The 15129-nt window shown below is 73.2% G+C and carries 12 protein-coding genes; 6 read left to right on the top strand and 6 right to left on the bottom strand.

Going from position 1 to position 15129, the window contains the following annotated elements:
- The first annotated feature begins 194 nt into the window (after window positions 1-194).
- Genes ACLQ2U_RS18085 through ACLQ2U_RS18070 form a run of 4 tightly spaced genes read left to right on the top strand, consistent with a single transcriptional unit; the run spans window position 195 to window position 6108 of the window.
- Complete coding sequence (locus tag ACLQ2U_RS18085; protein WP_425751842.1) at window positions 195-2873, top strand: LuxR C-terminal-related transcriptional regulator; 2679 nt, start codon at window positions 195-197, stop codon at window positions 2871-2873.
- Window positions 2874-2889: 16 nt separating this feature from the next.
- Window positions 2890-4176 (top strand): nicotinate phosphoribosyltransferase, encoded by a 1287-nt coding sequence (locus ACLQ2U_RS18080; protein ID WP_425751841.1) that lies wholly within the window; start codon window positions 2890-2892, stop codon window positions 4174-4176.
- A gap of 22 nt (window positions 4177-4198) precedes the next feature.
- Window positions 4199-4780, top strand: a complete 582-nt coding sequence (locus tag ACLQ2U_RS18075) for an isochorismatase family protein (protein ID WP_425751840.1) — start codon at window positions 4199-4201, stop codon at window positions 4778-4780.
- 41 nt (window positions 4781-4821) lie between these two features.
- Window positions 4822-6108: an MFS transporter gene (locus tag ACLQ2U_RS18070; protein ID WP_425751839.1), complete on the top strand. Its 1287-nt coding sequence runs from the start codon at window positions 4822-4824 to the stop codon at window positions 6106-6108.
- Between the two features lie 632 nt (window positions 6109-6740).
- On the opposite strand, the gene ctaD is transcribed toward ACLQ2U_RS18070, so the two are convergent.
- The 6 genes from ctaD to ACLQ2U_RS18040 form a co-directional block, all read right to left on the bottom strand.
- Complete coding sequence (gene ctaD, locus ACLQ2U_RS18065) at window positions 6741-8501, bottom strand: cytochrome c oxidase subunit I (RefSeq protein WP_425751838.1); 1761 nt, start codon at window positions 8499-8501, stop codon at window positions 6741-6743.
- Between the two features lie 138 nt (window positions 8502-8639).
- Window positions 8640-9746, bottom strand: a complete 1107-nt coding sequence (locus ACLQ2U_RS18060; protein WP_425751837.1) for an FAD-dependent monooxygenase — start codon at window positions 9744-9746, stop codon at window positions 8640-8642.
- Between the two features lie 195 nt (window positions 9747-9941).
- Window positions 9942-10904: an N-acetylmuramoyl-L-alanine amidase gene (locus ACLQ2U_RS18055; protein ID WP_425751836.1), complete on the bottom strand. Its 963-nt coding sequence runs from the start codon at window positions 10902-10904 to the stop codon at window positions 9942-9944.
- Window positions 10904-11056, bottom strand: a complete 153-nt coding sequence (locus tag ACLQ2U_RS18050; protein WP_425751835.1) for a hypothetical protein — start codon at window positions 11054-11056, stop codon at window positions 10904-10906. Before ACLQ2U_RS18050 ends, ACLQ2U_RS18055 begins: the two co-directional genes overlap by 1 nt.
- A gap of 121 nt (window positions 11057-11177) precedes the next feature.
- A complete protein-coding gene (locus tag ACLQ2U_RS18045) occupies window positions 11178-11930 on the bottom strand; it encodes a DUF4304 domain-containing protein (RefSeq protein WP_425751834.1) in 753 nt (250 codons plus the stop codon).
- A gap of 55 nt (window positions 11931-11985) precedes the next feature.
- On the bottom strand, window positions 11986-12768 hold the full coding sequence (locus ACLQ2U_RS18040) for an aldo/keto reductase (protein ID WP_425751833.1): 783 nt from the start codon (window positions 12766-12768) through the stop codon (window positions 11986-11988).
- Between the two features lie 86 nt (window positions 12769-12854).
- Between ACLQ2U_RS18040 and ACLQ2U_RS18035 the strand changes: the two genes are divergently transcribed.
- Together ACLQ2U_RS18035 and ACLQ2U_RS18030 are read left to right on the top strand one after the other, a co-directional pair.
- Complete coding sequence (locus ACLQ2U_RS18035) at window positions 12855-13904, top strand: DNA polymerase ligase N-terminal domain-containing protein (protein WP_425751832.1); 1050 nt, start codon at window positions 12855-12857, stop codon at window positions 13902-13904.
- A 14-nt stretch (window positions 13905-13918) separates the two neighbouring features.
- Window positions 13919-15106 carry a threonine synthase gene (locus tag ACLQ2U_RS18030; protein WP_425751831.1) on the top strand — a complete coding sequence of 396 codons (1188 nt, stop codon included), beginning with the start codon at window positions 13919-13921 and terminating at the stop codon, window positions 15104-15106.
- Window positions 15107-15129: the final 23 nt, after the last annotated feature.

The following is a 15129-nucleotide window of genomic DNA, read 5'->3' as shown; positions in this document are numbered from 1 at the left end:
GCCTCCCGGTGAGGGCGACCGGGTTGCGGGCCGGTCGCGGGAAAAATCCGGTGGTGGCATCCGGATGCCCGGAAGAGTACGGGCGCAGGTCGCCCCCGCCGAACACATCGGATACTCACCAGTAATCAACAGCTTACTCAACTTCGCTGAGCGACGGTGTACGCGCCACGGATTACCGTCGATATGCTGCTCGGATGAGTCGGTGGGACTTCGTCGGCCGAACAGATGAACTCAACCATCTGTTGTCGGCGGTCGGCGGCCCGGAGGGGCGCGGACTGCTCCTCAGCGGCAGCGCGGGCGTCGGCAAGAGCCGGCTGCTGCGCGAAGGAGTGGCCGCGCTGCCCACCGACCGCTACGCGATCTGGTCCGTGGCCGCCAGCGCCGCCACCGCCGCGCTGCCCTTCGGCGGCCTGGCCCAGGTGCTCCCCGCGTCCCAGCCACAGGGCCTCTCCCCCGCCGGGGTGCTGCGCTGGGGGGTGGAGGTGCTGCGGGAGCAGGCCGCCGGGCGGCCCATCGTGCTCGCCATCGACGACGCCCATCTGCTCGATCCGCCGTCGGCCGCGCTGGTCCACCTGCTCGCCGGCGCGGAGAACACCACCGTGCTCGGGACGCTGCGCAACGGCGAGCAGATCCCGCTGCCGATCCGGGCGCTGTGGACCGACGACCTGGTCGACCACGCCGAACTGGCCCCGCTCGGTTTGGCCGAGACCACCGACCTGCTCGCCGCCATCCTGGACGGTCCGGTCGACGCCAGCTCGGCCGAGCGGCTGTTCCGGGTCTCCGCCGGCAACCCGCTGCTCCTGCGCGAGCTGGTGCTGTCCGCCGCCGACAGCGGCGAACTGGTCCGCACGTACGGGGTCTGGCGGTGGACCGGCCGGCTGGAGCTCGCCCCCAGCCTGACCGACCTGATCGACACCCGGATCGGCCGGCTCGACGCCGGGGTCCGCGCCGTGCTGGAGCTGGTCGCGTTCGGCGAGCCCCTCGGCCTGCACCTGCTCAACCAGGCCGCCGAGCCGTCCGACGTGGAGACCGCCGAGGAGCGCGGACTGATCTCGGTGGACCGGGACGACCGGCGGCGCGACATCCGGCTGGCCCATCCGCTCTACGGCGAGATGATGCGCCGACGCTGCCCGGTCAGCCGCACCCGGCGGTTGCAGGCGCACCTGGCCGAACTGCTGGAGCAGGTGGGCGCCCGGCGCCGCGGCGACCTGCTGCGGGTGGCGGTGTGGCGGCTCGACTCCGGCACCGCGCAGGACGCCAGGCAGCTGGTCGGCGCGGCCGTCCAGGCGTTCACCCGGTACGACGTACCCCTGGCGACCCGGCTGGCCCGCGCGGCGCTCGACGCCGGCGGCGGCTTCGACGCCGCGGAGCTGCTCGCCACCATCCTGATGTTCGGCGACCGGCCGGACGAGGCGCTGCGGGTGCTCGACTCGGTGGCCGCGGAGGTCCACGGCGACCGGCGGCGCAGCCGCTGGCTGACCGTCCGCGGCATGGTGAGCTATTGGGGGTTGAGCCGACAGTCCACCGTGGACGAGATCGCCCGGCAGGGCGCCGAGCTCACCGATCCGGGCGACCAGGCCCGGGTCCGCGCCTTCGAGGCGATCATGCGGCTGCACGGGCTGGACACCGGTACGGCGCTGCGGCTGAGCCGCTCGGTGCTGGACCGCCCGGCGGCCTGCGCGGCGGCCCGGGAGCTGGCCCGCTGCACGATCGCCCACTTGGAAGCCGCGCGCGGGCAGTTCCGGCCCAGCGCCACGGCGATCGCCCGGGTGGCGGCGGAGGCGCCGAACTGGCGCGCCGACATGCCCTATTTGCAACTCGCCATGGAACTGGCCCGGGGCACCCGGCTGGCGCTCGCCGGCGACCTGGCCGGCATCGACGCGATCGTGGCCGACGAGTTCGCCGACCAGGCCGGCGCCAGCGACTTCCGGCTCGGCACCGGCTACCTGGCGATCCTCCAGGCGTACGCGGCGCGGCTGCGGGGCCGCAGCAGCGAGGCGCTCATGCTCAGCCTCGGGGCCTGTGCGGTGCTCGCCACCAGCCGGGTCTACGCAGGTCTCGCGCACGCCGAGCGGGCCCAGGCCGCGGCGCTGCGCGGCGAGACCGGGCACGCCGCCGAGGCGATGGCCGAGGCCGACCGGACCCACGCGCCCGGGATGGCGGTGCTCTACCCGTGGCTGGAGCAGGCCCGCGGCGCGGTGCTGCTGGCCGGCGGCGACCTGCCGGGCGCGGCCAAGCACCTCGGCGAACTGGCCGACCGGCTGCGCGCCGACGGCTTCGCCGGGCACGAGGTGCTGGTCCTGCACGACCTGGTCCGGCTCGGGCAGGCGACCGCCCCGGTCGGGCCGACCTGCACCGACGGCAGCCGGCGCACGGTGGCGCAGCGGCTGAGCGAACTCTCCGAACGGGTCGACGGGGTGCTGGCGCCGCTGCTCGCCCGGTACGCCCGGGCCACCGTCGACGGCGACGGCGCGGCCCTGCTGGAGGTTGCCGACGGGCTCGCCGCGCTGGACCTGCCGGTCTGGGCGGCCGAGGCGGCCGCGACGGCGCTGCGCGAGCTGCGGCGGGAGCGGTCAGGCTCGGCCAGCGCCGCGCACCGGCGGCTCGGCGCCCTGCTCGGCCGCTGCGACGCGGTCCGTACCCCGGCGCTGGACGCCCTGCTGCCGGCGCTGACCGACCGGGAGCTCGAGATCGCCGGGCTCGCGGCCGAGGGAGTGACCAGCCGGATCATCGCCGAGCGGCTCTTCCTGTCCACCCGCACCGTGGAGAACCACCTGCAGCGGGTCTACAGCAAGCTCGGCATCACCGGGCGGGCCGAGCTGCGCGCGGCGCTGCGGTCCTACCCGGGCCACGACGGCGGCGAACCGGCGTGAACTCTAGGCTGGGGTCGTGAGCCCCCTTCGCCCCGCGCTGCTGACCGACCACTACGAGCTGACCATGGTCAGCGCCGCCCTGCGGGACGGCACCGCCGACCGCCGCTGCGTCTTCGAGGTGTTCACCCGGCGGCTTCCGGCCGGTCGGCGCTACGGGGTGGTCGCCGGCACCGGGCGACTGGTGGAGATGATCCGGGACTTCCGCTTCCACGCCGACGAGGTCGAGTTCCTGCGCCGCACCGGCGTGGTCGACGACCGGGGCGCCGAGTGGCTGACCAACTACCGCTTCACCGGCGACGTCGACGGGTACGCCGAGGGCGAGCTCTTCTTCCCCAACTCCCCGATCCTCACCGTCTCCGGCGGCTTCGCCGAGTGCGTGGTGCTGGAGACGCTGGTGCTGTCGGTGCTCAACCACGACAGCGCGGTCGCGGCGGCCGCCGCCCGGATGGTCACCGCGGCCCGCGGTCGGGCCCTGATCGAGATGGGTGCCCGGCGGGCGCACGAGGAGGCGGCGGTGGCCGCGGCCCGGGCCGCGTACCTGGCCGGCTTCCGGTTCACCTCCAACCTGGCCGCCGGCCAGCGGTACGGCATCCCGACCGCCGGCACCGCCGCGCACGCCTTCACCCTGCTGCACGACGACGAGAAGGCGGCGTTCGCCTCGCAGGTCGCCACGCTGGGCAAGGACACCACGCTGCTGGTCGACACGTACGACATCAGCCAGGGCATCCGCAACGCGATCGAGGTGGCCGGGCCGGAGCTGCGCGCCGTCCGGATCGACTCCGGCGACCTCGCGGTGATCGCCCAGCAGTCCCGGGAGCTGCTCGACTCGCTCGGCGCCACCGAGACGAAGATCATCGTCTCCGGCGATCTCGACGAGTACGCCATCGCCTCACTCGCCGCCGAACCGGTCGACATGTACGGCGCCGGCACCGCCGTGGTCACCGGCTCCGGCGCGCCCACCGCCGGGCTGGTCTACAAGCTGGTCGAGGTGGACGGGCGCCCGGTGGTCAAGCGCTCCGAGCACAAGGCCACCATCGGCGGCCGGAAGGTGGCGGTACGCCGGCACAAGCCGACCGGCACCGCCACCGAGGAGGTCATCGTGCCGCAGGGGGTGCCGGACCGGCAGCCCAACGACCGGCCGTTGCAGCGCTCCTTCGTCGTCGACGGGGAACCGATGGCGCTGCCGTCGCTGGAGGAGTCCCGCGAGCACCTGCGGCAGGGCCTGATCTCGATCCCGTGGGAGGGACTGAAGCTCTCCGGCGGGGACCCCGCGATCCCGGTGACCGTCGTACCCGCCGCCTGAGAAGTCCGAGAGGAGTGCACCGATGGCCAACGCCCTGATCATCGTGGACGTGCAGAACGACTTCTGCGAGGGCGGCTCCCTCGCCGTCGCCGGGGGCGCCGGCGTCGCCGCCGGCATCTCCCGGCTGCTCGCCGCCGAGCCGCAGCGCTGGGACCACGTGGTCGCCACCAAGGACTACCACGTCGACCCGGGTGCGCACTTCGGCGATCCGCCGGACTACGTCGAATGCTGGCCGCGGCACTGCGTGGTCGGCACCGCCGGCAGCGAGTTCCACCCCGATCTGAAGATCGACCGGGTCGAGGCGATCTTCCACAAGGGCGAGTACGCAGCGGCGTACTCGGGCTTCGAGGGGCATGCCGAGGGCGGCGAGTGCCTGACCGACTGGTTGCGCCGGCACGACGTGGACCGGGTCGACCTGGTGGGCATCGCCACCGACCACTGCGTACGGGCCACCGCGCTGGACGCCGCCCGGGAGGGGTTCGGCACCACCGTGCTGCTCGACCTGACCGCCGCCGTGGCGCCGCACACCCTCGACGTGGCGCTGCGGGCGATGGAGGGCGCCGGGGTGGCCATGCGGGGCGAGCCTGTGATCAGGGCCGCTTGACCCGGTAATCGCTTGCCGATGCCGTACACCCCGGTCGAGGATTGCCGCCGGAGGTACGGACCATCATGAACTTGACGCCTTACCGGCAGGCGCTTGCCCTGCCCGGTCTTCGGCCGCTGCTGCTGGTGTCGGTGCTGGCCCGCATCCCGCTCACCGCGACCGGGGTGACGCTGACCTTCTTCGTCGTGCTCGACCTCGGCCGCGGCTACGGGGCGGCCGGCCTGGTCGGCGCCGCGCTGACGGTGGGCGCCGCGCTCGGCTCGCCGCTGCTCGGCCGCGTGGTCGACCGGCGCGGCCTGCGCCCGGTGCTCGCCCTGACGACGGTCGCCGAGGCGGTGTTCTGGGCCAGCGCCCCGGCGCTGAGCTTCCCGGTGCTGCTACCCGCCGCGTTCCTGGCCGGGCTGCTCGCCCTGCCGATCTTCTCGGTGATCCGCCAGTCGATCGCCGCAATGGTGCCGGCGGAGCGGCGCCGCCCGGCGTACGCGCTGGACTCGATGTCCGTGGAGCTGTCGTTCATGGTCGGGCCGGCGCTGGCGGTCGCCCTGGCCACCACCGTCTCCGCCCGGACCACGCTCTGGCTGGTCGGCGCCGGCATCGTCGCCTCCGGCGCGGCACTCTGGCTGCTGAACCCGCCCACCCGCAGCGCCGACGAGCCGGCCGGGCCGCAGCCCCGGGTGCCCCGCCGCCAGTGGCTCACCCCGCGGCTGCTGGCCGTGCTCGCGGTGAGCACCGCCGCCACCCTGGTGCTCGGCGGCACCGACGTCGCGGTGGTCGCCGTGCTGCGGGCCAGCGGCGAGGTCGGTTGGACCGGCGCGGTGCTCAGCATGTGGGCGGTCGCGTCACTGGTCGGTGGCTTCGGGTACGGGGCGGTCAGCCGGTCGTTCTCCCCGCTGGCGCTGATGGCCGCGCTCGCCCTCTGCACCATCCCGGTGGGGCTGGGCGGCGGGCACTGGTGGCTGCTCTGCCTGGCGCTGATTCCGGCCGGCGCCCTCTGCGCTCCGACGATCGCCGCCACCTCCGACGCGGTCAGCCGGCTGGCTCCCGCCGGGGTACGCGGGGAGGCGATGGGTCTGCACGGCTCCGCCGTCACGGTCGGCATCGCGCTGGGCGCGCCGCTGGCCGGCGCGGTGATCGACGCGAGCGCCCCGCTCTGGGGCTTCGTGGTGCCCGGCGCGGTCGGGCTGCTGGTGGCGCTCGCGGTGCTCCCGGTCGAGCTGCGCCACCGCCGGCAGGCCGCCGCCGAGCCCGCCCCGGTCGAGCCTGCCCCCGCCGAGCCCGACCTGGTCAAATCCGCCGCCCCCGCCGACCTGGCGCCTGCCATCTCCTGACCAGCTCACCGGCGACGGGGCCAGGGCCGGCCCGGCCCCGGCACCCCGCGTGTCCCGCCGGTGCGGTCTGCTGCGCCGGCAGCCGGAGGTCCCGGTGCGGCGCCGGAGCCCGCCCCGCCGAGCAACCTCGCGCCCCGGAAGTGGTGGTATCGCGGAGCCGGCAGCACCGCGCCGCCGGCCACAGGCCCCGGGCTGCAGGCCCGGCATGTGGCCGCGGGCCGCGGGCCGCGGGCCGCGGGCCCGGCCTGGCCCCGGGACGCCCTCAAGATCCGCTCAACTTTCGGGGAAATTGCTGTGTCGCGGCCCCGCCGGGGCAGCACCTTCCCCCGAATTGGCTGCCTCCGCCGAGCGGCAGCGCCACGGGGAGCACGACGAGGGCTGGTCGGTGGCGGCCCATGGGCCAGCGGGGCCGGGCACGCGTGTCGGCCTGGAGGGCTGTATGCCTGGGGAGCGATATACCTCAGAAGCATATTTATGCCTGACAGTCATACCGCTCATCCGAGGATCCGCTCCGACGGACGTTGCTCTGCGTCGTCAGCCAACCCGCCAGCTCGATGGCCGTACCCCGGAAACGGCGGCGGGCGCCGTACCCCTGGTGGGGTGCGGCACCCGTCGCGGTGTCGTACGGAGGATCAGCGCTGGTCGAGGTTGCCGGCAGTGTCCTCCCGGTAGCTGGCGCCACCGTTGGACTCGCTGGTCAGCGGCTTGGCGCCACCCTCCGGCGGGCCGGCCAGGCTCTGGCCGCCGGCGGCCAGCTGCGGGAACTTGTGGTCGAAGGCCGGCCGCTCGGAGCGGATCCGCGGCATCCGGTCGAAGTTCCGCAGCGGCGGCGGGGAGCTGGTCGCCCACTCGAGCGAGTTGCCGTGGCCCCACGGGTCCTCGACCTCGACCACCGGGCCGGTCTTGTACGACTTCCAGCAGTTCCAGAGGAACGGCAGGGTCGAGATACCGGTGAGGAACGCGCCGATGGTGGAGATGGTGTTCAGCGTGGTGAAGCCGTCCTGAGGCGCGTAGTCGGCGTACCGGCGGGGGAAGCCCTCGTTGCCCAGCCAGTGCTGGATCAGGAAGGTCGTATGGAAGCCGATCATGGTCAGCCAGAAGTGCAGCTTGCCGAGGCGCTCGTCGAGCATCCGGCCGAACATCTTCGGGAACCAGAAGTAGATGCCGGAGAAGACGGCGAACACGATGGTGCCGAAGAGCACGTAGTGGAAGTGCGCCACCACGAAGTACGAGTCGGAGACGTGGAAGTCCAGCGGCGGGCTGGCCAGCAGCACACCGGTGAGACCACCGAAGAGGAAGGTCACCAGGAAGCCGACCGCGAAGAGCATCGGCGACTCGAAGCTGATCTGCCCCCGCCACATGGTGCCGATCCAGTTGAAGAACTTCATACCGGTGGGCACGGCGATCAGGAAGCTCAGGAAGCTGAAGAAGGGCAGCAGCACCTGGCCGGTGGCGAACATGTGGTGCGCCCAGACGCTCATCGACAGCGCGGCGATGGAGATGGTCGCGGCGACCAGGCCCTTGTAGCCGAAGATCGGCTTCCGGGAGAAGACCGGGATGACCTCGCTGATGATGCCGAAGAACGGCAGCGCGATGATGTACACCTCGGGGTGCCCGAAGAACCAGAACAGGTGCTGCCAGAGCATCGGCCCGCCGGTGGCCGGGTCGTACACGTGGGCGCCGATCAGCCGGTCCGCGGCGAGCGCGAAGAGGGCGGCGGCCAGCAGCGGGAAGACCAGGATCGCGAGCAGGCTGGTGACCAGCAGGTTCCAGGTGAAGATCGGCATCCGGAACATGGTCATGCCCGGCGCGCGCAGGGTCAGGATCGTGGTGATCATGTTGACCGCGCCGAGGATGGTGCCCAGACCGGAGATGGCCAGGCCGACGATCCACATGTTGGCGCCGACACCCGGCGAGTGCTCCACGCTGCTCAGCGGCACGTACGCGAACCAGCCGAAGTCGGCGGCGCCGCCCGGGGCGATGAAGCCCGCGGTGGCCATGGTGCCGCCGAACAGGTACAGCCAGTAGGCGAAGGCGTTCAGCCGGGGGAAGGAGACGTCCGGCGCGCCGATCTGCAGCGGCACGATGTAGTTGCCGAAGGCGAACACGATCGGCGTCGCGAAGAACAGCAGCATGATCGTGCCGTGCATGGTGAACAGCTGGTTGTACTGCTCGGGCGACAGGAACTGCAGCCCCGGCCGCGCCAGCTCGGCGCGCATGATCAGGGCCATCAGGCCACCGATCATGAAGAACGCGAACGCGGTGACCATGTACATGATCCCGATCTGCTTCGCGTCCGTGGTGCGCAGCAGCCGCGCGATGGCCGACCCCTTGACCGGCTCTCGGACCGGCCATGGCCGGGTCACGACCGGCTTGGGTGCGACGGTGGTCACGAATGGCCTCCGGTTCTCGGTTGTCCCGCTTGGCACGCGCTTCTATCTGCGAGCCGTCATCCGGAAGGAGGATAGTCCCCGGCAGGTGGCAACGCCGCTCGGGGTGGTCCGGCAGACTGGCCGGGGTTCGGGTCCGCGTCACAGCGGGTCGACCAGGAGCCGGTAGTGCTCCCGGAAGATCCGTCCGCCGCGCCCGCGCAGCAGCGGGTCGCGCAGCGCCGGCGGCACGTCGCGGGTGCGGTTGCGGTCCCGGGTCCGGTCCCGCACCCATCGGGTACGCGGGCGACGGCGACTCTCGTACGCCACCAGCGCCGCCTCCACGCTGCCGGCCGCCTTCAGCGACTCGGCCAGCACCACCGCGTCCTCGAGGGCCATCGCCGCGCCCTGGCTCAGCGTCGGCGCGGTGGCGTGCGCGGCGTCGCCGACCAGCAGCACCCGACCGTGGTGCCAGCGGCCCAGCTCGACCTCGTCGGTGACGCCGACCTGCACGTCGCGCAGCGCCTCCAGCACCGCCGGCACCGGGCCGCCGTAGTCGCCGAAGAGTTCGCGCAGCCGGGCCACCGGATCGGCCGGGGCGACGGTGCCGGCCTCGTCGGCGTAGCAGTACAGCCGGCCGGCCCCGATCGGCACCACCAGGAAGCCGGCGCGCTGCCCGAGCAGCGCCGTCCAGTCGGCGACGTCCGGCCCGTCCCGCACCACGCCGCGGTAGACCACCTGGCCGGCGGGGCGGGGCGGCCCGCCGAGCGCGGCCAGGGTGCGTACCGCGGAGCGGGGGCCGTCGGCGCCGATGACCAGGTCGTACTCGCCGCCGGTGCCGTCAGTGAAGGTGACCGCGACGCCGGCCGGCAGCAGCTCCACGGCACTGACCTCGGCGCCGTGCCGGACCGCGCCGCCGGCCCCGCTGAGCAGCACCTGGTAGAGGTCCCGGCGGGGCAGCGCGCGGCACTCGCCGACCCCGGCCCAGAGCGCGTCGAGATCCACCTCACAGAGCGGTGCGCCCGCGGCGTCCAGGAAGCGCTGCCGGTGGATCACCCGCCCGAGCCGGTGGACCGGCCCGTCCAGGTCGAGCCGGCGCAGCGCCCGGTCGGCGTTGCCGGGCAGGTAGAGGCCGGTGTCGACCAGCTCGTTCGGGGGCAGCTTCTCAGTGACGTCCGGCCGGAAACCCGCCATCCTCAGCGCCCGGGCCACGGCCAGACCGGCGATGCCCGCGCCGACGACGAGGATGCGCAGGGGGGAGCCACCCATGGTGGTGTACGCCTCCGGAGGGGTTCGGCACGCGTTGGAGGCAAGACATTACTCGGTGCAATCGACGCACACCAGGGCCGATCGGCCCGGCGCGCGTCGCCCTCAACGGCAGGGCCCGCACCCGGACCTGACCCCGGACGGCGAGCGGGGCGTGACCTGGAAGGTCACGCCCCGCCCCCGTTCCCAGGGGGCCGGTCAGACCCGGGTGAGCCGGACGGCATCGGCGATGACCAGCCCGCCGCTCGAACTCCACCGGCTGACCGCCACCCGGTTGGCGTCCCCCGCCGGCAGCGCGAAGGTGCCGAGGATCCGCCACTGCCCACCGGTCGCCCGCTGGTCGACGTAGACCGTCTTGTTGCCGGTCGTCGTGGCGATGATGTACGGGGTCGCGCCGTTGTAGCCGGAGTTGGCCGGCCACCAGGCGTCGGCCCGGTAGTTGCCGGCGGCCGGGACGTTGAACTTGTACCAGGCGGCATCGCTGGCCGCGACCGGGTCGGCGTAGCGGTAGTCGGCACCGTAGCGCTGCCCGGAGTACGTCGAGACGCCCCAGTTGGCGCTCGCGGTGAACCGGCCGGCGGTGGCGTTGTCCACCACCGAGCTCCACGTCGTCCCGCCGGCCATCTTCGCGGCGACGTCGGCCCGCATCACGTTCAGGTCGATGAAGGACGGGTCGATCTTGCCGGTGGTGCTGGTCTCGCGGTGCCCCCGGGCGTAGCTGGCGTCCTTGCCGAGGCGGGTGAGCACGGCGGCGGTGGCGGCGATCGACGCGTTGTACTGCGCGGCCGTCATCTCCTGGTTGACCCCGTTGTAGTCGATCTCCCACCCGATCATCAGGGTGTTCCCGTCGCCCGCGGGGATCGGCCCGCTGCCCCCGCTGGTACCGGCGTGGTTGCACCGGCCGGCCGAGATGACGTGGAAGACGCCGTGGTAGTCGACCAGGGCCTGGCAGAGCGGGCCCGGCAGGTCCGACCGGCCGTTGATGCAGATGTTGAGCGCCGGGTGCGGGTTGCTGGCGCTGGAGGTGGCCGCGGTGTGGTGCCACAGCACCCCGATCGGGTCGAAGGAACCCGGGCGCATCCGGTTGAGCCAGTCTCCCTCCACGACGACCTGGACCCCTGCGCCCCGCAGCACGTCCACCAGCCAGGGAATGGTGGCCATCACGACCCCTGGAGCAGGTCGGCCAGGCACTCGACCCTCGGCGCGGCGGCTGCCGGGGTGGGTCGGGCGACCGTGGTCAGGGCGGCGGCCAGCAGGGCCGGTATGCCGAGCACACCTCGGCGCCGCAGGTGGATGGGCCGGGCAGTTGCCATGGCAGTCCTCCGGGAATGACGGAGATCCGACGGATCGATGGCCGTGACGCTACATCGCCATGTTCATCTATGTCGATAGCCTTCATTCTCGACTCTGGGCCTGAAGGTTTCCGACCAACCCTCAGCTGCCGGCGGGTGGCGGCGTCGAGCGCGAGGTCGGTGTCACGGCGGCAAAGGCGTACCGGCGTGCCCAGTCCACGAATTCGTCAGCGCGACCCGAAAAACCCGCAAACAGGTCGTCCAGCTCCGGGCTCGGCCCTTCGTCGACCAGCAGCGCGACCAGGGCACTGTTCCTGGGGCCCGAGCCGGGCAGGGGGAGGCCGCCCCGCAGTCGATCCTTGAACACCGCACGGTCCAACAGGTCGGTGAAACCGTCGATCGCCCCGGTCAGCAGCTCGGCGACCTTCGCACCAGCCACGTGGGCAGACGCCAGCGAGTCGACCGTCCAGCGCTGCGGGTCATCGATGCTCATCCCGGTGGGAATCCGACCCTGGAGCAGGCTCTCCATGGCCAGCTCCGGGGCGATCGTGGGCCCCGCCTCGGGCCGGCTCAACCGGGTCGACAGCACCCCGTCGTACGCCTGCGGCTCCCCGGTCCGCGCCTCGCCCGGCGGCGCCTGCAACCAGGCGAGCCACGGCGCGGGCACCAGGGCGAGGTTGACGTAGAAGATCCACTCGTCGGCGGTGCTGGACGACGAGTCCTGGAACTCGACGACGACCGCGTCGCCGTTCGGCGCGTACCGCCGGTAGACCTTCGACGTGCGGACGAAACCCCGACTCCGCAGCACCGGGTCGACGTGCTTGCGCAACAGCACGTCGGCGGCCCATTCGGTCTTCAGCACGCGGGTCAGGACCCGCACGAACCGCACCACCATGGCCCCGCCCCCTTTCCGAGGCGGAGAAGCTAGCATTCCGCGCCGACGCGCGGCCTCAGCTGCCGAGCGCGTCGATGTCGCGCATCTCCTCGGCGGTCAGCGAGAAGTGCCAGATGTTGAAGTTGGCGCGGATCCGCTCCGGGGTCACCGACTTGGGGATGACGACGATCTCGTGGTCGATGTGCCAGCGGAGCACCACCTGGGCCGGCGAGACGTCGTGCGCGGCCGCGATCCGGGTGAGCACCGGGTTGGCGAGGTCGCTGGTCTTGAACGGGCTGTAACCCTCCAGCACCACGCCCCGGTCGCGGTGCTCGGCGTGCCGCTGCCGGTCGTAGAGCGACGGGCTCCAGCGGATCTGGTTCACCGCCGGGTTCTCCTCGGTCGCCTGGATCAGCTCGTCGATCTCGGAGGTGCTGTAGTTGCTCACCCCGACCGCGCGGACCAGGTTCTCGTCCCGGGCGGCGAGCAGTTCCCGCCACATCGGGATGCTGTCCGCCGGTGACGACGGCGGCCAGTGGATCAGCCACAGGTCGACGTACTCCATGTCGAGGGCGCGCAGGCTCGCCTCGATCGTCTCCCGTTCCCGGCCCACCCGGTCCGGGGGCAGCTTGGTGGTGACGAAGACGTCCTCCCGGCGCAGCCCGCTCTCCTGGACCGCCCGGCCCACCTCCTTCTCGTTGCCGTACATGGTGGCGGTGTCGATGTGCCGGTAGCCGGCGTCGAGGGCGGCCAGCACCGCGTCGTACCCGGCCTGGCCGGTGGCCTGCCAGGTGCCGAAGCCGAGCATCGGCATCCGCACGTCGCCGGGGAGCAGGACGCTGGGCTGGTCGTGGTCCATACCGACGGTTCTACCCGTGATCGTGGGCGACATGCCCCGGAACCGGTCAACCGGCGGGTCCGGGCGGCGTGCCGGACAATGCCGGTGTGGCTGACCCGCTGGAGGAGTACCGGCGCAAGCGTGACGCGGCCCGCACCCCGGAGCCGGTGCCGCGCCGGGCCGCACGGAGGAAGAAGACCGCCGGCGACGCGGCCCGGTTCGTGATCCAGCAGCACCACGCCCGCTCGCTGCACTGGGACCTGCGGCTGGAGCACGAGGGGGTGCTCGCCTCCTGGGCGGTGCCGCGCGGGCTGCCCCGGGACACCGGCCGCAACCACCTCGCCGTGCACACCGAGGACCACCCGATGGAGTACCTCGACTTCTCCGGCGAGATCCCGGCCGGCGAGTACGGCGGCGGGCGGATGACCATCCACGACCGGGGCACCTACCGCTGCGAGAAGTGGCGCGCCGACGAGGTGGTCGTGGTGCTCGACGGGGAGCGGACCGACGGCCGGTACGTCCTCTTCGCCACCGGCGGCAAGGAGGGCAGGGACTGGATGGTCCGGCGCACCGACCCGCCACCGCCCGGCTGGACGAGCATGCCGGAGCTGATCCCCCCGATGCGCCCGACCAGGGCCGCCCGGCTGCCGAGGGACCAGGCCGACTGGGGGTACGAGCTGCGCTGGGACGGCGTCCGGGCGATGGCGTACGTCTCCGGCGGCCGGCTGCGGCTGCTCGACGCGGAGGGCGCGGAGATCACCGGGGCGTACCCGTGGCTGCGCGAGCTGGCCGAGGCGCTGGCGCCGACCGAGGCGGTGCTGGACGGGGTGCTGGTCCGGGTCGACGCCGCCGGCCGGGTTCACCCGGCACGCGCCGGCCGGGCCACCCGGGACGCCCAGTTCATGGTCGTCGACCTGCTCTGGCTGGAGGGCGTGACCAGCATCGACGTGCCGTACGCGCAGCGCCGGGAGCTGCTCGACGGTCTGGCGCCCGCCGGCCCGCACTGGCAGACTCCGCCGTGGTTCCCCGGCACCGGCGCCGAGGCGCTCGAGACGGCCCGGCAGCAGGGGTTGCCCGGGGTGGTGGCGAAGCGGTTGGACTCGGTCTACGAGCCGGGCCGGGCCAGCCGGCGCTGGCTGAGCATCGACGCGGCCTGACGGCGAGGAGCATCGTGTACCTGACCCACCTGGAGTGCCCGCGCTGCGGCCGGGAGCACGACGCCGGCAAGCCGACCAACCTGTGCGGGTGCGGGTCGCCGCTGCTGGCCCGCTACGACCTGGCGGCGGTGGCCGCGGCGGTCACCCCGGAGCAGTTCGGCCTGCGCCCCGCCGACCTGTGGCGATACCGGGAGCTGCTGCCGGTGGCCGACGAACGGCACGTCACCACACTGGGCGAGGGTTGGACGCCGCTGCTGCGCGCCCCGGCGTACGGGCACGAGATCGGCATCCCGGACCTGATCGTCAAGGACGAGGGGCTCACCCCGACCGGCTCGTTCAAGGCGCGCGGCGCCGCCGTCGGCGTGAGCCGGGCCCGGGAGTTGGGCGTCGAGCGGATCGCCATGCCGACCAACGGCAACGCGGGGGCGGCCTGGGCGACGTACGCGGCCCGGGCCGGCATCGGCGCGACCATCGCGATGCCGCTGGACGCCCCGAGCATCTGCCGCCGGGAGTGCGTGGCCGCCGGTGCCGACCTGCGCCTGGTGGACGGGCTGATCAGCGACGCCGGCCGGTGGGTGGCCGAGCTGGTCGCCGGCTCGGACGGCGGGGTCTTCGACGCGGGCACGCTGCGCGAGCCGTACCGGCTCGAGGGAAAGAAGACCATGGGGTACGAGATCGTCGAGCAGCTCGGCTGGCAGGTGCCCGACGTGATCATCTACCCCACCGGCGGCGGCGTCGGGCTGATCGGCATCCACAAGGCGATGCACGAGCTGCGCGAGCTGGGCTGGGCGGAGGACCGGCTGCCCCGGCTGGTGGCCGTGCAGTCCACCGGCTGCGCCCCGATCGTCCGGGCCTTCGCCGCTGGGGAGGACCGGGCGCGGCCATGGGCGGACGCGCATACGGTGGCCTTCGGGATCACCGTCCCGGCCCCGCTCGGCGACGAGCTGATCCTGACCGCGCTGCGGGAGAGCAGTGGTACGGCGCTCGCCGTCGACGACGCGGAGATCCTGGCCGACCTGCGGGACTTCGCCGTCCGGGAGGGGCTGCTGCTCTGCCCGGAGGGCGCGGCCTGCCTGACCGCGGCCCGGCACCTGCGGGCCGGTGGCTGGATCCGGGCCGGCGAACGGGTGGTGGTGCTCAACACCGGGGCGGGGCTGAAATATCCGGAGACGGTGGACGTCTCCGGCGTACCCGTGATCTGACCCGGCCGGCGCCCCGGACCCGT

Source organism: Micromonospora sp. DT47, from assembly GCF_049844475.1.
In the GTDB taxonomy this organism is placed as follows: domain Bacteria; phylum Actinomycetota; class Actinomycetes; order Mycobacteriales; family Micromonosporaceae; genus Micromonospora.
This window is presented reverse-complemented; position numbering and strand designations above follow the sequence as displayed.